This is a genomic window from Chryseobacterium gambrini, from assembly GCF_027920505.1.
GTDB classification, from domain to species: domain Bacteria; phylum Bacteroidota; class Bacteroidia; order Flavobacteriales; family Weeksellaceae; genus Chryseobacterium; species Chryseobacterium gambrini.
This window is the reverse complement of sequence record NZ_CP115857.1, coordinates 616,698-640,702: the sequence shown is the minus strand read 5'-3', so window position 1 is coordinate 640,702 and position 24,005 is coordinate 616,698. Positions and strand designations below refer to the sequence as shown.

General features: G+C 35.2%; 19 protein-coding genes. 10 read left to right on the top strand and 9 right to left on the bottom strand.

Going from position 1 to position 24,005, the window contains the following annotated elements:
* Positions 1–67 precede the first annotated feature (67 nt).
* Positions 68–1,105, bottom strand: coding sequence for a PLP-dependent cysteine synthase family protein (locus PFY09_RS02825; protein WP_087710250.1), 1,038 nt, complete (start codon positions 1,103–1,105; stop codon positions 68–70).
* A gap of 222 nt (positions 1,106–1,327) precedes the next feature.
* On the opposite strand from PFY09_RS02825, the gene PFY09_RS02820 reads away from it, so the two are divergent.
* The gene (locus tag PFY09_RS02820; protein ID WP_076390173.1) at positions 1,328–4,813 is read left to right on the top strand and encodes a glycosyltransferase family 117 protein; all 3,486 of its coding nucleotides are present in this window, start codon (positions 1,328–1,330) and stop codon (positions 4,811–4,813) included.
* A 34-nt stretch (positions 4,814–4,847) separates the two neighbouring features.
* On the opposite strand, the gene PFY09_RS02815 is transcribed toward PFY09_RS02820, so the two are convergent.
* On the bottom strand, positions 4,848–5,615 hold the full coding sequence (locus PFY09_RS02815) for a hypothetical protein (RefSeq protein ID WP_271161347.1): 768 nt from the start codon (positions 5,613–5,615) through the stop codon (positions 4,848–4,850).
* A gap of 213 nt (positions 5,616–5,828) precedes the next feature.
* On the opposite strand from PFY09_RS02815, the gene PFY09_RS02810 reads away from it, so the two are divergent.
* The 9 genes from PFY09_RS02810 (at position 5,829) to PFY09_RS02770 (ending at position 16,627) form a co-directional block, all read left to right on the top strand.
* Complete coding sequence (locus PFY09_RS02810) at positions 5,829–7,316, top strand: hypothetical protein (RefSeq protein WP_271161346.1); 1,488 nt, start codon at positions 5,829–5,831, stop codon at positions 7,314–7,316.
* Between the two features lie 57 nt (positions 7,317–7,373).
* A complete protein-coding gene (locus tag PFY09_RS02805) occupies positions 7,374–7,985 on the top strand; it encodes a hypothetical protein (protein ID WP_271161345.1) in 612 nt (203 codons plus the stop codon).
* Positions 7,986–8,231: 246 nt separating this feature from the next.
* Complete coding sequence (locus tag PFY09_RS02800) at positions 8,232–8,756, top strand: DUF1697 domain-containing protein (RefSeq protein WP_271161344.1); 525 nt, start codon at positions 8,232–8,234, stop codon at positions 8,754–8,756.
* Positions 8,756–9,100, top strand: coding sequence for a hypothetical protein (locus PFY09_RS02795; RefSeq protein WP_271161343.1), 345 nt, complete (start codon positions 8,756–8,758; stop codon positions 9,098–9,100). Before PFY09_RS02800 ends, PFY09_RS02795 begins: the two co-directional genes overlap by 1 nt.
* A gap of 111 nt (positions 9,101–9,211) precedes the next feature.
* Positions 9,212–10,021: a 3-deoxy-8-phosphooctulonate synthase gene (kdsA, locus tag PFY09_RS02790; RefSeq protein WP_087710243.1), complete on the top strand. Its 810-nt coding sequence runs from the start codon at positions 9,212–9,214 to the stop codon at positions 10,019–10,021.
* Between the two features lie 235 nt (positions 10,022–10,256).
* The gene (locus tag PFY09_RS02785) at positions 10,257–12,503 is read left to right on the top strand and encodes a TonB-dependent receptor plug domain-containing protein (RefSeq protein ID WP_076390179.1); all 2,247 of its coding nucleotides are present in this window, start codon (positions 10,257–10,259) and stop codon (positions 12,501–12,503) included.
* A gap of 106 nt (positions 12,504–12,609) precedes the next feature.
* Positions 12,610–12,987: an HYC_CC_PP family protein gene (locus PFY09_RS02780; RefSeq protein WP_271161342.1), complete on the top strand. Its 378-nt coding sequence runs from the start codon at positions 12,610–12,612 to the stop codon at positions 12,985–12,987.
* A 100-nt stretch (positions 12,988–13,087) separates the two neighbouring features.
* Positions 13,088–13,561, top strand: coding sequence for a DUF3347 domain-containing protein (locus tag PFY09_RS02775; RefSeq protein WP_271161341.1), 474 nt, complete (start codon positions 13,088–13,090; stop codon positions 13,559–13,561).
* A gap of 276 nt (positions 13,562–13,837) precedes the next feature.
* Complete coding sequence (locus PFY09_RS02770; protein ID WP_271161340.1) at positions 13,838–16,627, top strand: multicopper oxidase domain-containing protein; 2,790 nt, start codon at positions 13,838–13,840, stop codon at positions 16,625–16,627.
* A gap of 328 nt (positions 16,628–16,955) precedes the next feature.
* Here the strand turns inward: PFY09_RS02770 and PFY09_RS02765 are convergent, their stop codons facing one another.
* The 7 genes from PFY09_RS02765 to PFY09_RS02735 form a co-directional block, all read right to left on the bottom strand.
* Entirely contained in the window at positions 16,956–18,074 is a 1,119-nt protein-coding gene (locus PFY09_RS02765; RefSeq protein ID WP_271161339.1) for an FAD-dependent monooxygenase, read from the bottom strand.
* Positions 18,074–18,682 (bottom strand): hypothetical protein, encoded by a 609-nt coding sequence (locus PFY09_RS02760; RefSeq protein ID WP_271161338.1) that lies wholly within the window; start codon positions 18,680–18,682, stop codon positions 18,074–18,076. The genes PFY09_RS02765 and PFY09_RS02760 overlap by 1 nt, the downstream gene beginning before the upstream one ends.
* Positions 18,683–18,695: 13 nt before the next feature.
* A complete protein-coding gene (locus tag PFY09_RS02755) occupies positions 18,696–19,490 on the bottom strand; it encodes an alpha-ketoglutarate-dependent dioxygenase AlkB (protein WP_271161337.1) in 795 nt (264 codons plus the stop codon).
* Positions 19,490–20,713 carry a hypothetical protein gene (locus tag PFY09_RS02750; protein ID WP_271161336.1) on the bottom strand — a complete coding sequence of 408 codons (1,224 nt, stop codon included), beginning with the start codon at positions 20,711–20,713 and terminating at the stop codon, positions 19,490–19,492. The genes PFY09_RS02755 and PFY09_RS02750 overlap by 1 nt, the downstream gene beginning before the upstream one ends.
* A 383-nt stretch (positions 20,714–21,096) precedes the next feature.
* The gene (locus PFY09_RS02745; protein ID WP_271161335.1) at positions 21,097–22,344 is read right to left on the bottom strand and encodes a hypothetical protein; all 1,248 of its coding nucleotides are present in this window, start codon (positions 22,342–22,344) and stop codon (positions 21,097–21,099) included.
* 113 nt (positions 22,345–22,457) lie between these two features.
* Positions 22,458–22,934 carry a hypothetical protein gene (locus tag PFY09_RS02740; RefSeq protein ID WP_271161334.1) on the bottom strand — a complete coding sequence of 159 codons (477 nt, stop codon included), beginning with the start codon at positions 22,932–22,934 and terminating at the stop codon, positions 22,458–22,460.
* Positions 22,935–23,000: 66 nt separating this feature from the next.
* On the bottom strand, positions 23,001–23,867 hold the full coding sequence (locus PFY09_RS02735; protein WP_027385416.1) for a sigma-70 family RNA polymerase sigma factor: 867 nt from the start codon (positions 23,865–23,867) through the stop codon (positions 23,001–23,003).
* Between the last annotated feature and the right edge of the window lie 138 nt (positions 23,868–24,005).

Below are 24,005 nucleotides of genomic sequence, written 5' to 3'. Positions count from 1 at the left end.
TTAATATTTTAAGTAAAAAAGCCTTTTGTAATCACAAAAAGGCTTGATTTGTATAAATTTTTCGTCCTTATTTAATGAATTCAGTTTTAAAAACTTCATCGTAGTTGTGCACACAGTTGTTTACAAACCCCTGTTCAGCCATCCATTTATCACTGTATACTTTAGTAATATATCTTGAACCGTGATCAGGATAAATCAACACAATCAGGTCATTTTCAGAAAATTCATGAGATTGCGCATATTGCATTAAAGCCTGTGTAACAGCTCCTGTAGTATATCCTCCCATAATTGCCTCTTTTAAAGCTATTTCACGGGTTCTGTAAGCAGACATTTCGTCGTTTACTCTTACAAATTCATCTACTTTGTCGAAAAGAAGGGCAGAAGGAATTAAATTTTTTCCCATTCCTTCAATCTGATAAGGATGAACATCTTCTTTGTGGATTTCGCCGGTTTCGTGGTAGCTTTTCAGGATAGATCCGTCTGCATCCACACCAATGATTTTAATATCCGGATTTTTCTCTTTTAAAAATTTTGCTGAACCTGATAGAGTTCCTCCGGTTCCTGTACACGCAAACAGGTGAGTTACTTTTCCCTGAGTCTGTTCCCAGATTTCAGGACCTGTGGTCTGATAATGCGCATCAATATTCAACTCGTTGAAATATTGGTTGATATAAACGGAATTTGGAGTTTCTGAAGCAATTCTTTTGGCTACTTCATAATAAGATCTCGGATCATCTGCGGGAACATTCGCGGGACAGATATAAACAGTAGCTCCTAAAGCCTTTAAGTAGGCTATTTTTTCAGGCTTGGTCTTGTCACTTACCGCAAGAATACATTTATATCCCTTGATGATACAAACCATGGCAATAGAGAATCCTGTATTTCCTGAAGTAGTTTCTACCACTACGGAATCTTCTTTTAATAAACCTTTTTTCTCAGCGTTTTCTATAATATGAAGTGCGATTCTATCTTTTGTGGAATGTCCAGGATTATATGATTCTAACTTGGCATAAACGGTTGCAGGAATATCTTTCGTCACAGTGTTAAGCTTCACCATAGGAGTATTTCCTATTAGGCCAAGTATATTATCGTAAACATTACTCATTATTTGTTATTTTTCAATAAAAATCTGACGGCAAAAATACAAAAAAATAAATTTATTTCTAAACTTTTGTTTGATTTCTAACCTCTAAAATAGATAAAAAATTGTTTTCTGTTACTATCTAAAGATGAAACTTTTCAAAAAGCGAGCCAAAATCTTTAAATTATGTTAAAAACCGTCTAAAATCATATAAAAGCCTTATTTTCGCGTAATTGATTTAATACTATGAAAAATTGGACTTTTAAGCAATGGAACACCGTTCTCGGATGGGTTGTTTTCGTCATTGCATTTTTCACGTACTTGTCCACCATAGAACCGAATTTCAGTTTTTGGGATTGTGGCGAGTATATTTCCTCGGCGGTAAAACTTGAAGTAACGCACGCTCCGGGAGCGGCTTTATTCCAGATTGTGGGTGCTGTGGCAGCCATTTTTGCTTTAGGAAAGGGCGAAAATTATTCTATCGTGATCAACGCGATGTCTGCATTGTTTAGTGCGTTTACGATCTTGTTTTTGTTCTGGACAATTACGCATTTCGTAAGAAGACTTTTAAACAAAGATTTTGATGACATTACAAAACATCAGGAGATTTCTATTCTTTTTGCCGGAATTGTAGGCGCATTATGCTTTACATTTTCAGATACCTTCTGGTTCTCTGCGGTAGAAGGGGAAGTTTACTCGATGGCATCTATGTTTATCGCACTTTTGGTCTGGTTAATCACCAAATGGGAGAATGAATATCAGGCGAAGGACAGCGAGAGATGGATTATTTTAATTTTCTTCATTTTAGGGCTTTCAGTAGGGGTTCACATGATGTGTATGTTGGCAATTCCTGCTATCTGTCTTGTGTACTACGCGAGAAACTACACTTTTACTTGGAAGAATTTTCTTTGGGCAAATGTGATTACGCTGGTAATTTTAGCAATCGTTTTTAAAGGGATTTTCCCATTAATCATGACGATGTTCGGGAAACTTGAGATTTTCTTCGTGAACGGTTTAGGTCTTCCTTTCCATTCCGGAACTATTGCTGCTTTTGTTTTAATGGTTGTCATCTGTTACTTCCTGATCTCTTATGCAGGAAAGATGAAGAAAAATGTTTATCAGACAATTGCATTATCCATTGTTTTCATGATGATCGGTTTTTCATGCTGGATGGTAATTCCTATCAGAGCAAACGCAAATCCTCCAATGAACCTTAATGATCCGGACAACGCGATCGGAATGCTGGATTATTATAACAGAGAACAATACGGAGACTGGCCAACAATTTATGGTCAGAATTATACCGCTTTCTTAGATGCAAACGGAATTGAGAAAAAAGAAGACGGAAGTTTTAATACTACGAAAACGGGAGAAATCTACGAAAAAGACGAGAAAACAGGAACGTACAGAAAAACAGGAGACCGATTCAATTATGTTTTCAATAAAGCACACGTAGGTTTTATGCCGAGAATGTTCAATGAAGACAAAGATGTAATGGCTAACTACATTTCAATGTACGGTGCGCCGGATTTCACCTTTAATTACAGTAATGAAGATGTTGCAGACAGCCCTGAAGCAAAGCAGATTTTCGACGAATTAAGAAAGAAATATGAAGACGGATCTATCACGGCTGCAGATTATTTAAAAGTAAAACCTTATAACTTAATCAATGTTCAGAAGCCTTCTCTGGCTCAGAATATGGATTATTTCATCACATTCCAGAACGGATATTATTTTGTAAGATATCTGATGTGGAATTACGTAGGTCGCCAGAATGATCTTGAAGGCAACATGGAAAGCACAAGAGGAAACTGGATCTCAGGAATTTCTTTTATTGATGATGCTTTATGGGGAAATCAGGAAAAGATGCCTGCAAAATTCAAAAATGAAAGTACCGTAAAATTTTTCTTTTTACCTTTAATTTTAGGATTAATCGGATTCTTTTTCCAGCTTAACAGAGATTTCGGAAGATTCTATGCAATGCTTTCAATCTTTGTTTTGATGAGTGTGGGAATCGTTTTCTATACCGGAGTAAAACCTTTCGAACCGAGAGAAAGAGATTATGCAATGGTAGGTTCGTTCTACGTTTTTGCCATATGGATCGGATTGGGAGCCGGAGCAATTCTTTGGTTCTTGCAGTCTAAAATAAAATCGAATGCAGCAAATATTGTTGCAGGAGTGGTTCTTCTTGGAGTTCCTTTCATGATGGGCTTCCAGAACTATAATGTACACAACAGACACGACAGATATACTTCTTATGATTACGGATATTCTGTATTAAAATCATTGCCTAAAAACGATATTGTTTTCGTTTACGGAGATAACGATACGTATCCGGTTTGGGCAATTCAGGAGACTGAAAATTTTAGAGACGATGTAAAAGTAGTCAACTTTACACTGGCTTCCACACCTTGGAATATCGATCAGATTAAAAGAAGAACATACAACGCAGCTCCGGTTCCGGGAGTTTTAACGCATGACGATTACAGAGATGGTGTAAACGACCAGATCTACATGATGAAGAAAGATGACTGGGAAGGACTTTTCTCTATGCTAAAACAGCAGGGAGCACCTCCAACGGAATTTGCGGAATTCAGAAAATATCTTACTCAGGATTCCATGACGATGAAAGAAGCGATCAGCTTCCTGAAATATACTTCTCCCGCGAAAAACGAACTTCTTAAAATGTATTTCGGGGAAGAGAAATTCGAGAAATACAATATTTTACCTGTAAATAAATTCATTTTACCTGTCAATAAAGAAAATGCGGTAAAATCAGGAATTATTAAAGCAGCAGATCTTCCGGATACAGTCAATCAGATCATGATTACTTACAAAGGAAATACGCTGTATAAAAACAATTTGATCTTACTTGATGTTTTAGCGAATTTCGATTGGAAAAGACCAATCAACTTCTCTTCAGGAGGAATCTACGACAGCGAAAATATTTTCTATCTTGATGAATATCTTCAGTTTGATGGCTTCAGCTACAGGCTGATTCCTATTCATACGCCACAAACGCCGGATGGAGAAATGGGAAGAGTAGATGCCAATTCTCTTTATAATGTGGTTAAAAATTTCAGATGGGGTAATTTCAAGAATTTAAACACACACTTTGACGAAACAGCCACTTCCAACATCATGAGCTACAGAGCTTCTGCAAGCAGAGCTGCAGCAGCTTTGGCAACGATGGGGCAAAAAGGAAAAGCACTGGAATTATTAGATTTAGCTTCCAAAGAAATTCCTGCTGAAAAATACAACGATCCTCGTTCTTTAAGTTCAATGGTTTACGGATATATCGTTGCAGGACAGGAGAAAAAAGGACTGCAGCTTGCTGAAGTTCTGAAAAAAGGAATTTTTGAAGAATATGATTATTATATGAGTCTGAGCAAATCTGATCAGAGTTATCTGAAAAGACAGATCAGAACAAAACCGATGGAGTATTCTTTAGTTATTTCTGCTGTTACGGATGCTTACTCAACAATTGGAAAGAAAGATAAAGCGTATGATTATCTGATAAAATCCATCGAGCCGATTGATAAGAAATTCAACACTTTTGTAGAAAATCTTAAAGAAATGGGCAAAGAGAAAGCGATGAAGGAATCTGAGCAGGTACAGAAGATCACTCCTTTCTACCAGTATCTTTTCGATGTAATGGAACCTTTTGATTCCACTTACTCCAAAGAAAAAGAGGCGCAGATCACCAATTCAATTATTAAAGCAACGCAATAATAACAAAACTTAAAACGGAACTTCGGTTCCGTTTTTATTTTAATAAACATGCTTTAGCAAAAATTTTTATTATCTTCTTTTCTTGTAAAAAAGGATCATGAAAATTTGGAATTTCTTTACTGTAATTAATATAGTTATTATTCTCATTTAATAAGCCTGATGCTCTCATGAAAAAAACACTAAAAATACCACCAGCATAATTAATAGAAATATCAAATTGTTTTGAAAGAGGTTTGTAAAAATGTGTTTTATAAGTAATTATTTGAATTGCATCAATTGTCTTATTATTATGATATCGGAATCTCCCAAAAATAACTTTTAAAGCATTTTCTGTTAGTGAGATTCCATATTTTAAAAATATTTCTTTAAATATTTGCTTCATAAAAAATCTTTTTCCATAAAAGTCATTATATAATGTATCAAAATTCTGATCAATATTAAGAGAATTTAAAGTTTGATTACAGATTTCTAAAGTTTGAAGTATTCGATTATATTTTTCAATAAAATTTTCTTTATGTGATGAAAAAAAATAATCACGTTTCTTATACTCCCATTCAAGATAAAATTTATAATCATTTGAGACAATAAATTTATACAATTCTATTAATTTCAAATGTTTTTTCGCTTCATAGATATCAACTGTTTTAAATCCTAAATTTTTATATTTTGAATTATCAATAAACGTTTGGCAATTTTCTCTGTTGAAATACCAAGATTGGAAAAGCTCTTCAACTTTTACTTTATTATTATTAAAAAATAAATCAAATTTTTCAAGTCTATTTGTAAGTTCAATATTTTCCATGGTTTTAATAATTATGATAATTATTTTTAATTTAATTAATTTTATTAAATGTAGTAAAAAGATATTTGGTAATGATTTATATATGGAAACACCAATTCGATTATTAAAGCAACGCAATAATAACAAAACTTAAAACGGAACTTCGGTTCCGTTTTTTTTATATATTGGGATTCAGAAATTTTAAGATTATATTTGCGAGATCAAAGAAGCACAATGGTAGAGACGAGAAATAACAAAATCCCGGTGTATGCTGTAATTTTTACAGTCGTTTTTAAACTTTTATTTTTACTTACAAATTATATTCAGGAAGACGCTTTCATTACGTGGAGAGTTGCACAAAACCTTCTGGATTACGGAGTGATCGGCTTCAACGGAGATACGAAGATATCTGCTTCTACAACGCATCTCTATGTTTTTGTTTCGTATCTGTTTAATTTAATTTTCGGAAAAGAAAATTTTATAGAACCGCTTCTTGTTTTTAACTCAATCCTTTTTACAATCGGAAGTTTATTGCTTTCGCATCTGGTTTTAAAAAATGTATGGCACAAAGCTATTTTTATCTTTTTAATCGGAATTTTACCTCCGGCAATCAAAATTTCCATCCTCGGAATGGAGTACGGAATTCTTTTCTTACTGGAAATGGCATTGCTGTATTATGGCTTTCATAAAGGTAAAAAATGGGCTTTCATTGTTTTGCCGATCCTTATTTTATTCACAAGAATTGATACAATTATATTTTTGGGAATTGTATTTTTAATCGATCTTTTGTGGAATAAAAAAATAAGATGGAGCTATATTTTAGGAGGTATTTTAGGAATTTCAGTGGTCTTGGCTTTCAACTGGTTCTACTTTGGAGAGTTGGTTAACAATACCATTATTGCTAAAAAACTGGCATACGATAAAAACTTTACATTCCAACAGAATGCAGAATATTTCTGGCTGAACTTCGGAAACTTCTGGGGAATGCTGAAACTTCCCGGAGACTTCAATCCGCTGACTGTTTTACTGCTGATTTTCGAATTGCTATGCTTCATTTATTTGGTAAGACAAAGAGACAGAAGAAATGTATTTTTGTGGATGATCTTTATTTTCGGATGGGTGAAACAGCTTATTTTTCTTTCCCAAAAAAGTCTTTTCGACTGGTATTACTGGGTTCCGCAGATTTTACTTTTCGTTCCGGTTGTAATTTTTATTTTGGAGCAAAAAGTAAAAAGAAATCTTTGGCTGTCTTTATTAATCGTCATTTATATCATTCCGATGCTGGCTTTCCAGACGGTGCATTCAATTGCTACAGGAAACGGAGAATGGAATTACAGAAGAACGATCGGAACATTTTTAAACCAATATGAAAAAGACAAAAACCAATGGATTTTTCTTGAACCTGCTTATTATGTTCCGTATTTTTCAGGATTAAAGGCGATTGATGAAGTAGGATTGGTAGATAAAAAAGTACAGGAAGAAATTAAAAAAGACAAGCCGAATTTCTGGATCAATACCGTGAAAAACAGAAAGCCCAAATATCTTCTTTCCTACGATGATCTTTTTAAATCAAAAAATGCTGAGTATCTGAAAGTTCATTATAAACTGATTAAAGAATTCCGTGTGAAGGATCATCTGAAAAGTGATAATAAGATTTTAGAAAAGATTTATATTTTAAAACCTTCCGGAACGGATTATAATTTATACGAAAGAATTGATTAATTTGGCTGGAAATGCTGGAAGCTGAAAGTTATCAGGAATTTTTTAAAGACTGTATCCATGAAAAATATTTGCAAGCTAATTTTAGTATTTATTTTACCAATTTTATTTGGATGTAAAGACGAATTACAAAGAAAAGAATTTCTAAAAACTGCAAAAATTTATCTTAGCGAAGAGTTAAAAAATAATGCAGATTATAAATCCTTAGACTCTTTGAGAATATTAAAAATTGACACATTGTCTGATAAAGATGAATTATATCTATATATATGTCAATTATATAGATATAAACACCATTTATTATCACAATCAAAATCGCCGAAAGATTTGTACGAATTAAAATATGGAACTGATGATTTTGATTCGCAAATGTATGAAGACTACGTAAAGTTAGAATATAAGTCTGTAAAAGAAAAAGAAGCAAAATTTAATGTTCTGAGGGATTCTATAGACTTTATTAAAAAACAAATAAAACATTATGAACAAATATTAGTCAAAAAAGATAGTTTAAATTTATGTATGTATGAAGTTGAATATAGTTATCAAATAACAAATAAAAATATGATTACTGAAAAAGGTGAGACATATTTATTATTTACAAAGGATATGAAAATGATTGAAGATAAAAATCTGGAAATAAAAAATCTTCACAAATTTCCATTTATTAAATAGAAAAACTGCAGATAACATCGTATTGCCAACATGCGGGGTTTTAGTGTTAATTGAACTACTTTACTTTTATTTCCGCTAATATTTTCCAATTCCACATTTTGATTAACTTAGTTTCATTGAAAAAACATTGGCTACGATTGGTCTGAACTTGAAATTTTGTTCAAATTAAGTCCGCACTTCACCAATACTTTTTCCGTTTAATGCATAACAACTAAAACACAATAACCCTAAAACTCTCAAACTTAAATGAAATACTCTGCATTTCTGCGTGGCGTCAACGTAAAAGGAACCAATATGAAAATGGCGGAAGTCTGTCAGGTTTTCAATAATGCAGGAATGAATGACGTTATTTCAATTTTAGCATCAGGAAATATTGTTTTTTCCTCCGATAAAAAAGCTGATGAATTAAAGACAATCCTCGAAAAGGCAATGTCAGAACATTTCTCTTACGAAGCTTATCTGTTCATCAAATCTCAGGAGGAAACAGAACAGTTTTGGAACGGAAATCCCTTTGAAAAAAATGATGATCTCCATATCTATGCTTTCGTAACGAATGATGGTGTCGAAAATATTTTAATCAAGGAATTCGAAAACGCTTCAAAAACAGAAAATGAAATCGCTAAAATCGTCAATAACATCTTTTATTGGCAGGTTCCGAAAGGAAATACTTTAGATTCAGCTTTTGGGAAAATTTTAGGTAAAAAAAGCATGAAAGACCAGTTTACAAGCAGAAATATCAATACTTTTGAGAAGATTTTAAAGAAATTTTGATGCTTACAAGTATAGTTTACTTTCTGTTAATTTTTGCTTTAGCCAATTTCTTTTATTTCGTCTATCCTGAAAGCTCAAAAATCGGAAAGAGATTTTTGATAAGTTTAGGTATTGTCATTACAATTTCAATCATCATTTCTTTGTTTGAAGGAAAAAGTTTTATTATTGAAGGCATTGTGACTATTACCGGATATTATTCATCTCTTTTTCTTGTTCACTGGATCATTATCAAAATTCTTAGAAAAAATAATTACTGGATCTATCATCTTTTATTTTTACCGATGGCAACTTTTGTAACCATATTTTTTACAGCGTTAATGCAGGATATTTTTAGATATTCCTAAAACAATTTGTAACGATAAATCTTTTGGGGGAGATTAGCAAAACCCTCCAAATAATTTCGGATTTCCGAACTTTCTCCCTATTTTTACTGAACTTTTTAATCAAAAAATAAAATGATTCAGTATTTAGATAATATCCACCACAAAGATTCCAGAAACTTTTTCCTAATTGCCGGTCCCTGCATCATCGAAGGCGAAGACATGGCACTGAAAATTGCAGAAAAAGTGGTAGAATTAACCAATAAATATAATATTCCCTACATTTTTAAAGGAAGCTTTAAAAAAGCCAACCGAAGCAGAGTAGACTCTTTTACCACGATCGGAGAAGAAAAATCTCTGGAAATCCTTAAAAAAGTGGGGGAAACATTCAATATTCCGACAACAACAGATATTCACGAAAACGAGCACGCAGCTTTGGCGGCGCAATATGTAGATGTGTTGCAGATTCCTGCGTTTTTGGTTCGACAGACAGACCTTTTGGTTGCCGCAGCACAAACAGGAAAATGTGTGACCTTAAAAAAAGGACAGTTTCTCTCTCCGGAATCCATGAAATTTGCCGTTGAAAAAATTACAGACTCAGACAATCAGAAAGTGGCGATCATTGAAAGAGGAAATACCTTTGGTTACACAGATTTGGTGGTGGATTACAGAGGAATTCCAACCATGAGAAACTATGCGCCTGTCATTCTGGATGTTACGCATTCCCTGCAACAGCCCAACCAAAGTTCAGGAGTTACAGGAGGAAGACCGGATCTTATCGAGACCATCGCAAAAGCAGGAATCGCAGTAGGTGCAGACGGAATTTTCATCGAAACGCATCCCACTCCCGAAACCGCTTTATCCGACGGAGCCAATATGTTGAGACTGGATCTTCTGGAAGATTTACTGCAAAAACTAACCAGAGTTCGGGAAGCGATTTTATAATTAAATTCTGTTAAAACTTTTATTTTTTATTTGGAGCTGTTTCCCGCTTTCCATTACAATCTTTTTTTGCAAAAAAGGATTTTCATTACAATCGGGGCTAGGATTTCAGTCTGTATTTCAAGCACAGAAACAGATACAAATCTTCAAAAAACTTCAGATAAGAAATGTTAAATAAAGTTTAAATAAGTTAAAATAAAATTTATATATTCACGTTTGAAATTTTAAAGCATTTCTTTTGAAAAAACTAGTTTTACCATTGAGCCTTATGGTTCCTGCATTAGTATTCTCTCAGGTAAAGAAAAAGAAGGATACAATGAAGACCGCAACTATTGAAGAAGTAGTTTTCCAGAAAAAAGTAACAGGAAAAACCAATGATATCACCGCCGTAAAAATTTCGGCAAAAGATGCTCAGAATGTGGCGAGTATTTCCGGTGGGATCGAAGGAATCCTTAAGACTTTACCTTCCGTAAACTCCAATACGGAGCTTTCTTCACAATATATGGTTCGTGGCGGAAACTATGACGAAAACCTGATCTATATTAATGATATCGAAATTTACAGACCATTCCTCATCAGAAATTCTCAGCAGGAAGGGTTAAGCATCATCAATCCCGATATGGTTTCCACCGTCAATTTCTCAGCCGGAGGTTTCGAGCCGAGATACGGTGATAAAATGTCATCTGCTTTAAATATCTATTACCGTGAACCTGAAAAATTTGAAGTTTCCGGAGAAGGAAGTTTAATCGGAGGAAGATTATCCACCGGTTTTGCTGTCGGAAAAGACAAAGAAGGAAACAGGAAATTTACCGCCTTATTTTCAGGAAGATACAGAAATACCAACCTTGTTCTTAATACCCTGAAAGAAGATACAGACTTCAATCCGAAATACATGGATTTTCAGACGTATCTGAATTATCATTTCAGCCCGAAATTCACGGCTTCATTCATCGGATATTATTCCAAGAATGATTACGAAATGATCCCGAAAGCAAGAAGTGTAGACTTCGGATCTTTGCAGCAGCCGATTAATTTAACAGTAAATTACGGTGGCCGTGAAGACGATAAGTATAAAAATATGATGGGAACATTCTCCCTGAATTATAAGCCATCCGATAAATGGAGATTTACTTTAGACGCTTTTGCCTACCAAAACCGGGAAAGAGAATATTACACCATCGCTTCGGCTTATGTTTTACAGACTTTTGATCCGATCACGGGAGAACCCGTTACTTCATATGATACAGGCGGACAAATCGAGCATGCACGAAATGATTTATATGTAAAAACATACGGGACACAGTTCAGAACCCGTTTTTCGCCTAACGTAAATACAGATATTGAAGTCGGCTTTAAATATGAAAAAGAAAACCTGAAAGATCTTACCAACGAATGGAAGCTGGTAGATTCTGCGGGATACAGCACGCCGATTTCCGCACTTTTAGATCCCAGAAATCCGCCGGATCTAAAATTATATTACAGCATTGCAGGGAAAAATGATATTCAGCCGACAAGAATGTCTGCTTACGCTCAGTATTCTCAGAAATTTTTCTGGGGAAGCAATAAAGTGTTTGTAAACGCGGGAGCAAGAGTATCGCACTGGAGTTTCAATAACGAAACCATTTTCTCTCCGAGAGCACAGTTTGCGATCAAACCGGATTGGGATACCGATATGTTGTTCAGACTTTCTGGAGGTATTTATTATCAGGCTCCTTTTTACAAGGAAATCAAAGACTTAGACGGAAATTTTAATTCAAATATAAAATCCCAGAGATCTATTCAGGCAATTCTGGCGAATGATTACGAATTCCAGATGTATGACAGACCGTTTAAACTGACCACGGAATTATACTACAAGAAAATGAATGATCTGATTCCGTATTTCATGGACAACGTGAGAATTCGTTACTCCGGAAAAAATAATGCTTCAGGATACGCATACGGAATTGATACCAGATTGTTCGGAGAATTTGTTCCCGGAGTGGATTCCTGGTTATCGGCAAGTTATGCCCGAGTGTATGAAAATATTGATGGGAGAGGAGACATTCCGAGACCAACCGATCAAAGGTTAAGATTTGCGATGTTCTATCAGGATTATATGCCGAGATTCCCTAAAATGCGCGTCAATCTTACGTTAACCTACGCGATGGGATTGCCTACAGGATCGCCTATCGTATTGGATGAAAACAGAAAAATAGATTATCTCGCAGGATATTCCTATCAAAAAACATTGCCATCTTATAAAAGGGTAGATTTAGGACTTTCGTATGCCTTCATCGATCCGAAAGAAAAAAATCAGGCATATGGTTTTTGGGGAAATTTTGATGAACTAACTTTGGGCGTTCAAGTTTTCAATGCCTTTAACATCAGAAATACCGTTTCCAATCAATGGATTACCGATGCGAATACCAATCTGATGTATCCGGTTCCTGTACGTTTAACAGGGCGTTTCTTCAATGTGAAGCTTGAATTTAGAATAAAATAAATACAGACTCCTGAAAATTTTCGGGAGTTTTTTATTTCCTGAATTTTATAACATCTTTACAGAATTTTATAACGAAGATTGTCTTCATATTTTTAACTTTGTCTCAATGAAAAAGATTCTTGCCATCCTGTTCTCTGTTTTCTACTTCGGTTTTTCATCCGGAGCGGTTTTCAGTGTTCATTATTGCATGAATGAACTGGCTTCCATCAGTCAAAAAGTGGATGATATCTGCAGCAAATGTGGCGTAAAAACCAAGAAAGACTGCTGTAAAACCGAGATCAAAGTTGTAAAAATTGATGATTCCCAAAAGTCAGATTTTCTTAAAATTGATTTTTTAAAACAAATCCATGACGTTCACAAAAACGCTTTTTTCTTCGTAGATCATTCTTTTTCAGCTACAAAATTTACTCAGATTCAGATCAATGCGCCGCCGGAAAAACGCTCCGTTCCGATCTTTATCAGTCATTGTAATTTTAGAATTTAAAATCTGTCAGTCGTTTGATCTTTACGAACGACACGGCTTGTCGCTTTACGCGATCAATTTACCAATTCTTTCTTAAAAATTAATTCTAAAATTTAAAACAATGAAAAAATATATCATTACAGCAATATTCTCATTATTCTCAATTATTTCAATTTCAGCGCAATCTAAAAAAGACGCACAGGTTACCAAACTATACCAAAATTATATTGCTATAAAATCTGCTTTGGCTTCAGATGATTCCGATCAAACATCAAAAGCGGCTACGGAATTCATTAAAACAGCTTCTACAATTGATTACAAACAGGTTTCGGAAGGAAATTTAAATATTCTCAGAAAAGATGCTACTGCAATTTCTGAAGCAAGAAACATCAGTACACAAAGAGAAACATTTATGAATCTTTCCGATAATATGATTGCTCTGGCAAAAGAATTCAAAGTTTCGGATAATCCGGTTTATGTTCAGTATTGTCCGATGGCGGATGGAAGCTGGTTAAGCGACGAATCTAAAATCGTAAATCCTTACTACGGAAAATCAATGCTTTCCTGCGGAAATGTAAAGACAACAATTAAATAATATTATTATTTTGCTATAATACAATAAGTTGTATAGCTTAAATTAAAATTTACTTTAATGGATTGATTTGGAGGGTATTCCAAAACTTTGAGACCTTAGTTAAGTGAAACGCCTTTGTGAACTTAAAAATATTCTCAATAATTTCAACAAAATCTTTGCGAGCTTTCCATTAAAAATTAAGTGATTTTAGATTTTTCGACTCCACTTCGTTTCACTCAAAATGAAAGCTTTTAAAATTTAATTCAGGCTATACAACTTTAAAAACTTCGAAATATTATGAAAAAGATAATAATATTTCTGCTGTTTTTATTCTCTGTTTTCAGTTTTTCACAGACTACAAAAACCTATTTCACTTGTCCGATGCATCCTGAAATCGTTTCTTCAAAACCGAGAGACTGCCCGAAATGCGGAATGACCTTAAGGAAAAAAGTAGTTTCTGCAAAACCTAAAGCTATTTCAAAGCCGGAAGTAAAGCCGGTGCAGAAAACAGAAATAAAATCAAAAGAAATTAAGAATAAGGATAATACTAAGATTGAGAAAAAGAACAATTCTATAAAGGCAAAAAAAGCAGATAAAGAAAATGTTTCTAGACCTGTTTTAAATACATCTGAGACTGAAGTTTTAATACAATCAAAGTCTCATTCTAAAACTCAATCTCAGCCTCAAAAATATACCTGTCCGATGCATCCGGAAATCATTTCAGACAAACCCGGAAAATGTCCGAAATGCGGAATGGATTTGATAGAAATTGAAAATCATTCACAGCATCGATCTGATCCGGAACCAAAACCTGATAACTCTGTTTTAAAAAGGAATTCGGAAAACGGTAGAGTAAGTTTTGGTGGAAAAACGGTTCGTTATGATTTATATGTAAAAGATACGATTGTAAATTTTACAGGAAAAAACCGCAGAGCAATTGCTGTCAACGGAAAATTACAGGCTCCGACTTTATATTTTACAGAGGGCGATACTGCCGAAATTTATCTTCACAATATGCTGAAAGAAAATACGGGATTTCATTGGCACGGAGTAATTTTACCGAATGAACACGACGGCGTTCCGTATTTAACAACAAAACCTGTAAAGCCGGGAGAAACACATTTGTATAAATTTAAGGTTTCCCAGAACGGAACATATTGGTATCATTCTCATGAAAGTTTGCAGGAACAGATCGGGATGAACGGAATTTTGGTGTTTCAAAAAAGAGAAGGAGAGCCAAAAGTAAATTACACTCAGGAAATCCCTGTTTTACTCGGTGATTGGAGTGACGAAAATCCCATGCAGATTGCAAGACGTCTTCACATGGCAAATACAGATTGGTATGCTATTAAGAAAAATTCGGTGCAAAGTTATTGGGAAGCCATAAAATCCGGAAACTTCGGGACAAAAGCGCTGAATGAATGGAAAAGGATGGAAGCCATGGATGTAAGTGATGTTTTCTACGATAAATTTCTCATCAACGGACAGCCAAGCTCTGCTTATTCCAATTTAAAAGCTGGAGATAAAATACGGTTAAGAGTGGCAAATGGAGGTTCATCCACTTATTTCTGGCTGAATTTCGGAGGCGGAAAAATAAAAGTAATAGGAAATGACGGAAACGATGTGGTTCCTGTAGAAGTCGACCGATTGATTGTGGGAGTCTCTGAAACGTATGATATTGAAGTCACCATTCCGGAAAATAAAAGTTTCGAATTTCGGGCAACTTCGGAGGACAGAATTGGTCATGCTTCGCTCTGGCTGGGTTCAGGGGAAAAAATTGAAGCTCCAAATTTACCACGGTTAAAGCTTTTCGAAGGCATGAAAATGATGAACGGAATGATGGAAATGAGCGGAAATATGAAGCCGATGAACATGACGATGGGCAATCAGATGATGGACATGAATGAAGTGATGTATCCCGAACTTCCTGAAAGTCAACGAAAAATGACCATGAAGCATATGAATGAAATGATGGGCATCAAAACCCAAGAGGAAAAAGAAGAGCATTCCGGTCATTCGATGGAAATGAAGGAAGAAAAATCAATTAAAAGGTTGTCTTATAATCTGTTAAGATCTCCTGAAAAAACCATTCTTCCCACAGAAAACGTCCGCGAACTGAAATTTACTCTGGAGGGAAATATGAACCATTATCTCTGGACTTTAGATAATAAAACGGTGACGGAAACCGATAAAATTTTAGTCAAAAAAGGGGAAATTCTGAGGATTACAATGTATAACAATTCGATGATGCGCCATCCGATGCATCTTCACGGACATGATTTCCGATTAATCAACTCCAAAGGTGAATATTCTCCGCTGAAAAATGTGGTAGACATCATGCCGATGGAAACCAATACGATTGAATTTGCTGCCAATCAGGATGGCGACTGGTTTTTCCACTGCCACATTCTATATCATATGATGGCGGGAATGGGGAGGATTTTTAGCTATGAAAATTCCAAACCGAATCCACAACTACCCGACAGAAAACTGGCTTGGAAAAATTTTCTGAAAGATAACAGGATGATAAGCTCAATGGCAATGCTTGATCTTAACAGCAATAAAATACATGCAGAAACCATGACGATGTTCGGGCCGAGATGGGCAAATTTAAATGAATTTCATTCGAACTGGGATTTCAATCATTTTGACGGAAATTTTAAAGTCGGCAGATTTTTAGGGAAATTCCAGTGGGCAATTCCTTATGCGGGTTTCAGAATTCAGAAAAATCATGAAATTATGGAACGAAAAATGGCAGAAGAAATGGGAATGGATTTTCAGGGTAAAAAAACATGGTTCGGACAGCAGAAAGCTTCCAAAACTCAGGGTGCATTTACGGTCGGGATGCAGTATCTTTTGCCGATGCTCATTACAGCGGATGCAAGTGTAGACCAGAACGGAAAGGTTTTACTGGAGTTTAGCAGGGAAGATATTCCGCTTTCAAGAAGGCTTCGCGGAAATTTTACGGTCAATTCCGATGGCGAATTCAATACAGGTTTGCGCTACATTTTACAGAAATGGCTGTCTGTTTCCGGAAATTATGATAATGAAATGGGATGGGGAGCCGGAATTACCCTTACTTATTAAAGTTTTTATAAAACAATAGAATATTTAATCCTTCAAGATTTTTAAATTTTGGAGGATTTTTATTTCCTATAGACTGCACAAAATTTATATGAGAATTTGCTGCACTTTGATTTAACCACAAAAGGTACAAAAGATTTTGATGCGTTTTTAAAGTTAAAAAGTAAAAGAATAAAAGAGCGCAACAGTTTTAAAAAATCTCTGATTTTTTATACTTTTGAGCACTTTGATTATTCTGAAAATTTGCTTTATAATTATCTCTTGTGCCTTTTGCTGTTTACATTCGAAAATAATTAAATTATAAAAATATCCGTGAAAAATGTCTGGGAAACTACATTTCCAGTCGAATCGTTTTTTCAACCAGTTTTTGATTAAAGCTTTCAGGAACCATTCTGAACATGAAATTTCTTAGAAAAGTTCCTCTTTCCCATTGTGAAACCTGCCCGATTTTCCAGCTTGTATCGACTACATAATCTACTTTTTTTCTCCTGATCTTCTGAAAATTTTCAAAAACTTCATTGAAATTCTGATGCTTTTCCAACAGCTTTCCGATAATATAAGCGTCTTCAATTGACTGACAGGCTCCCTGTCCGAGATTCGGCGTTGTTGCGTGTGCTGCATCACCGATCAGACAAAGATGATTCGTGTGCCATTTAGGAATAGTAGCGAGGTCGATAATTTCGTTAAAAATGATATTTTCCTGAAATGTTTTCTCAATAATTTCAAGAATCAGTGGATGAAAATCGTGAAAATTTTCAGCTAATTGATTTTCATTCTGATGAATGTTTTTATTAATAACAGCGTACCAGTATATTTTTCGGTCGGTCATTCTTACAAAACCAAAACGTTTTCCTTTTCCCCAAGCTTCAATGGCTTCATGGTGGAAATTTTCAGGAAGATCAAATTCTGCCAATCCGCGCCAACACAGTTGCTGGGTATTTCTGATCGTTCCGGTTCCGAAAATCTGGTTTCTTACTTTTGAATGAATTCCGTCTGCTCCAAAAACGATTTTGCTTTCAGTTTCAGTTCCGTTTTCAAAATGTAGAATATAATTTTCTTTCTTCTCAATTTTGTTCAGCGCATGATTCAGTTGAATAGTTTCATAGCCGATATTTTCCGCTAAAATCTTTTGCAGATCGGCTCTGTGAATGGCTACATTGCATGAATTGTATTTCTTCTCCAATTCCAGAACATTGGTTTTGGAAATAAGTTTCAGCTTTTCATCCGTAATCGAAATGCCGTGAATTTTGTTTCCTGCCTGTTCGATTTTCTCTTTTAACCCCAATCTGTCGAAGATCTGCATGGCGTTGATCGCCATCATAATTCCGGAACCGACAGGTTTTATTTCCGCTGCCGATTCATACAGGGTAAAATCAATGTTTTGTTGTTTCAGGATATTTCCCAATGTTAAACCGCCGATTCCGCCTCCGATGATGGATATTTCATTCATTATTTTAGATTTTTCAATTCGTTCAGAAGTTGGTTCTGTTTGCTGATGAAATTATCCAGACTGTCTGTTTTCAGAGGATGTGCATTCTGGTATTTCTCAATTTCTGGAAGGGTTTTTCTGATTTTGAAAATTGTATACGTATCGTGAATTCTTTCACGGTTTTTTGTAATTTCTTCAATCAGATCTTTTATTTTTTTCACTTTGAGATTATATTGTTCAGCGCTTTTTTTAATTTCTGTTTCAATTGCTTTTCGTGATATTGAATCGCTTACAGATTTAGCCAAAGATTCAGCGTTGCTGTAATAGGTTTCAGATTTGCTAATGACGTCATCATATTCAAGAGTAACATCGTCTGTTTTGCTGTCGATCATGCTTACTTTTTCGTCGAGAGCCTGAAGATTTTTATCGTTTTTAAGCAATTCATCATAAATCTGATGAACCATATCATCTTCACGGGAAGAAAGTCTTGTTCCTTTTGTTATGGAGCCTGAAGCAGAAGATTCCGCATTGTCTACTGCATTTTCAACCAAAGGTTTATTTTCGGATCTGCTTTCATTACAGGAAAACAGGGCTAAAAGCAGGGTAGAAGTAAAAAATAATTTTTTCATGTTGTGTATATATTTAATTTTTGATTTCAGGAATTAAAAGATCAGCCGGACTTATCGTGAAAAACAGATCAGGATAGACAAAATCCAGAGAACGGTTTTCTTCTCCTCTCAGCCGGAAAAATTCTTTTTCCTTTTCTTCATCGGCTAAAATAAATACTTCTCCGGTTGAAAAATACGGTTGGTTGTCTTTAAAACTGATAAAAGTTTTGGAAGTCCTGAACGTCATTCCCAACCATCTGTTATCCGTAAAGCCTTTAGAATTAGGGTTGGAATTCAGAACAATTTTATGCTGAAACTTTTTGTTCGTTTCTACAGAAAATAGTACAACAGAATGATGATCTAGTATAATTTCAGATTCTTCTTCCGTGATTTTGTCTTTTATAACAAGCTTCCTGAGCTGATTTTCTTTTAACTGATCTGGATTTTCATAGCATGAAAACAAAGCAATAAATGAATGATCTTCCAGATCCAAAGCCTGATCGGAATGAAACCCCATTTTCGAGTACGAAGAATCATACACTTCAATCAATGCATTGTTGAAATGCTGTTCAGGCACATCTGTTATTTCGGCTGAAATTGTTTGGTTAATTTGTTCAACAACGGAATGATGAACCTCAGAAAAGAGATTCGCCGGAATCTGATATCTTGTCGTTGTCCTTACAACAGCAAAAGTTCCGTCTTCTTCTTTCACGAGATGATTTCCGAGTCTGCCTTTTCCTGTTGCTTCAAAATCCGCAGAATTCAAAAGATTTTCAAAAGTATTTTGCTTTTCAGGAAGCCGTATTTTATAAAATCCGGAGCTGCTCATTACAGGATTGGTTTTTCATAATCGCCCAGATTCATGCTGAAATGGGTGGTTTTATAGTTTACCTTATTCTCCGTCATGTTCTCTTCGTAATAAGAATTGCGAAGTTCCGCCTGCATTTCAGGAGTCATGCTTTCCAATTTAACATAACTATCGTTTTCTTTGATGTAGGTCTGATTATCTTTGTACATCGCCTCAAGATTCGAACAACGAACCACATATCCCATTCTTATCGGAATCTGATCGACTCCCAAAACAGAAGGGCGGATTTCATGCGTATATAATCTGTTGGTAGACAGCGGAATAATAAACGCAGAATCAGGGTATAAAGTAACGGTGAATTCTTTTTCCAGAGATTCGTCTTCAACTGTTTTCTTAAGCCTGAAATGGAGCCTTGTTAATGCGCTCGTTTGCTTATAACAAACATCAAATCTATCTGTTTCCGATGGTTTTAAATGTTCGGAATTGGAATCGTCGTAGAAAGTACAGAATGCGATCAGTCCTTCTTTCGGCATATCTTTCGTTTTGTCGGAGTGGGCTTTAATTTTGGCTTTCACTTCCTTTTCAGCATCCGAAGTTTTCTTTTTGTTCTCGTAAATCTGTACCAAAGCGTGATTCAGATCCGTTTCATATTCAAAAGTTTCCTTTGCACATTCGTTAAGAAGAGCAATAATTTTTTGGTCGGTTTCTCTGAAATTATCTGTCGGTCCTGTCAGATTGCTGGAGCATCTCAACAAATTAAAATGCAGCGTTTCTTCCCCATTTTCATCGGCTTCATGAGTCACTTTACTCAGATAAATGCCTTTTCTAAGAGCTTTCGCTTCTTTATTGGATTCTGTAAGTTCCTGAAAATGATGTTCAGATTTTACTTTTTCAAAAATATTCTCCTCATGAAAGAGTCTTCGGAAATAAACTCCCGCATTGCTTACAATAACCGGAACTTCTCCAATTTCGACAATTTTTGATTTTTCTTCGCTGATATTTTCAAAATTCACCGAAAATTCTTTAATGATATGCAGGAAATGATGGCCTTTCTGAATGTTTTCCAAATTTCCGCAGATGTATATTTTTTGATGATCAAGTTCCGGACTAAGCTCATGAACTACGGTTCCGCAGAAATGATCCACGATGTACTGAATTTCTGTGTTGATTTCCTGACTGTTATTTAAAACAACAAGAACATTTTTATCTTTTGATATTTTGTTTTCTTCTGAATGGTTATTCATGTTTCTCAATTGAAAAGTGAAGATAGCTAAAATTTTAAATGTTTTAAAATCTTAAAGCCTTTAAGGAATAAATACATTGATTTTCACTCAGTTTTTTAAGCTAAGGAGGCTTAAAATAAAATATTCTTGTTGGAAAATGCAAAGACGCAGGTTTTTATTAATCTCAAATCTTTAAGGCGCAAGAAAATCAAAGATGTTCAATAAAGAATGATGCTTAATTTTATCGCAGATAAAATCTTTGCGTCTTAAAACAAGACCGTATGTAATCAATATTTTGTGCCTTTGCGATGGTCATAGCTAATTAATTTAAAGCAATTTAGAATAAAAAAAGACCATCGTAATGACGGTCTTTATCTGTTTTTTAATTTCGGATCAAAATTTTATTATTCGTATTTGGAAAAATCAACCGCAAAGATACATCTGTTCACCTGACTTCCGTTTTGTGCTCCTGCATTCGGTTCATATTCTGTTAAACTCCAAAGGTAATTATACTGAGACTCATAGTAAAGAGATTCCGCTCCATATGGCCATCTGAAACGGACCGTATCATCTGCACCATCGGTATAACGCGCTAATCTCGCGTTTGATCCGTAAGAATTGCTTGGAGATCCGGTACAGGAAAGCCACGTTCTGTTGCCTTTTCTGAAAACGCCCTGAATTCCGTGCGCATGATTGTCTGTGAAAAGACTGTTTTTCGGCGTCACGGTTACAATTCCTGTATTCTGAAGTCTTCCGTTCGTATCAACCGGAAAACCAAACACTTTCGGAACGATGGAAGCATCCGCGCTGCCTGAATAATATTGCCCTGTCCAGAACTGCGTTCCTTCATCATTTACCTGAATCGTAGAGAAAGGATTCGCGTTATTGATTTTCTGATATCCTGTCTGCGGCAATATGTACCTGTAATTGAAAGCGAACAGGTTTCCGTTAGAATCTTTACCGCATTTATCATTTGTAGAGTCACCAGTACTTACTTCAATAATTTTATTCAGATCGAAAACACGAACACCTAAATTTGTACTGCTGAGATAGATTTTACCTTTAAAATAGGCAATTCCGCCTGCATGAACATTCAGCGGAGCATAAGAACCATACTGCGAATAGCCTGTTGTACCTGCCGGAATATCGGGCTGAACCAAAAGAATATGACGGTAAGTAAGATAAGTACTGGAACTCGGACTGATGTCAATCAGGGTAATTCGGGAACCTTTAAATTCAGCTTCATCTTTCGCATACCAACTCACCAAAAGATAACGGACACCATCTTTGGTAAATCCTGAAATCCCTTGCGGTCTCCAAAGCGAAGTCGTTTCATCATCGGTATTCCAGCGGATTCCTCTCACTCTGTTTTCTTCAGGAATATTAAATCCGTAGACTTCGGTATAAGCACTTCCGCCGATTGCCTGACGGTTTTTATCAATCTGTGAAGGGTTTAAAAAGCTGAAACCGGAATTGATATATGCGCTTGTATCGGTGTAAGCATTTACACTTACGTCTGCGGCAGCTTTGCCGAGATCGGCTTTTGAAGATAAATTTTCTTCTTTCAAAGTTGAATTGATGTCATTATCTGCACATCCAATGCTCGTTATGGCAAACAAAAGCATCCACCCGAAAAGTTTTTTTTGAATCATGATCAGTTTAATCTGTTTTTTAAGTTTTAAATTGATTGCGAAACTATCAGATTCTTTTTTTATACGGATTTCGTACGGATTAATTATGTATTAAATTTATGTTTTCTGAGCAATTAATTATTATGCATATTTTGGCTGTTAATATAATTCTCTAAATCAAAATCTTTGTTCTGGAAATCCAAAAATATTTTGTAGTCAACTTTAAATGATCCGCGTAGCGCAAACCCGTTAATTCTAAGCTTATTTTCCACTTTCATCTTGGATATATAATTAATCTCTTCCCAGACATCTTTAAATTTTTCGGTATTTCCAATTCTGCTGATCTGTAAAATAGGTTGTGCCTGTCTGAAAATTTTACCGTTAATCAGTAGAAAAATGTGTGTTTTGAAGAAGATAACATCGGTCTTATTTACCTTATAGCTACGAGATGCATTACTGTGTAACGCCTCAATATCTATTCCTATATTTTTAATTTTCCCTTTTAAGAATTCTAAAAGTTGCCTGTGTTTGATTTTATAATAGAAATGCGTTCCAAGATTTCTTGCAATGACTAAACAAATAAATCCTCCAATAACAAAATACAGTTCCATAGTTTAGCAAAAATAAAAAAGCGGAACCTGAAAATCAAGCTCCGCGTCGTATTGTTTCGTTAAAAATTACTTCCCTAAATAAGATTTTAAGATCTTACTTCTGGTGTTGTGCTTCAATCTCTTGATCGCTTTTTCTTTGATCTGGCGAACTCTCTCTCTTGTAAGGTCGAAAGTTTCCCCGATTTCTTCTAAAGTCATCGGATGTTTTCCGTTCAGTCCGAAATATAATCTTACCAAATCAGCCTCTCTCGGAGTTAAAGTATTCAATGCTCTTTCGATCTCAATTTGAAGAGATTCAAGCATCAAATCTTTATCCGGACTTGGAGATTCTCCTGAACGCAATACGTCATAAAGATTAGAATCTTCACCTTCTACCAAAGGTGCATCCATCGACAGGTGTCTTCCGGAGTTTTTCATCGATTCTTTGATATCTTCCTCGCTCATGTCAAGAACTTCAGCCAATTCTTCCGGAGAAGGTGGTCTTTCGTTTTCCTGCTCAAGGTGAGCGTAAGCTTTGTTGATTTTATTGATGGAACCGATCTTGTTTAACGGCAATCTTACAATTCTCGACTGTTCTGCCAAAGCCTGTAAGATCGACTGACGAATCCACCAAACCGCGTAAGAGATGAATTTGAAACCTCTAGTTTCATCATACCTTTTTGCCGCCTTCATCAGTCCTAAGTTACCTTCATTAATCAAATCGGGTAAAGAAAGACCTTGATTTTGATACTGTTTAGAAACCGATACCACGAAACGAAGGTTGGCTTTAATTAATTTTTCCAGTGCTGCTCTGTCGCCTGCACGGATTCTCTGTGCCAAATCTACCTCTTCGTCCGCAGTAATTAGTTCTACCTTACCAATTTCCTGCAAATACTTGTCTAATGAAGCAGTTTCCCTGTTGGTTACCTGCTTAGTGATTTTTAATTGTCTCATCTATTTTATCCTCAAAAAAGAGTTTCTACTATAATATACGTATGAAGGAACAAAAAGGTTACACGGGTTACAAAATATTTTCATTTATTTAAACTCAGTTTGAAAAAATAGTTGTAAATTATAGCTCTCACTTCACAG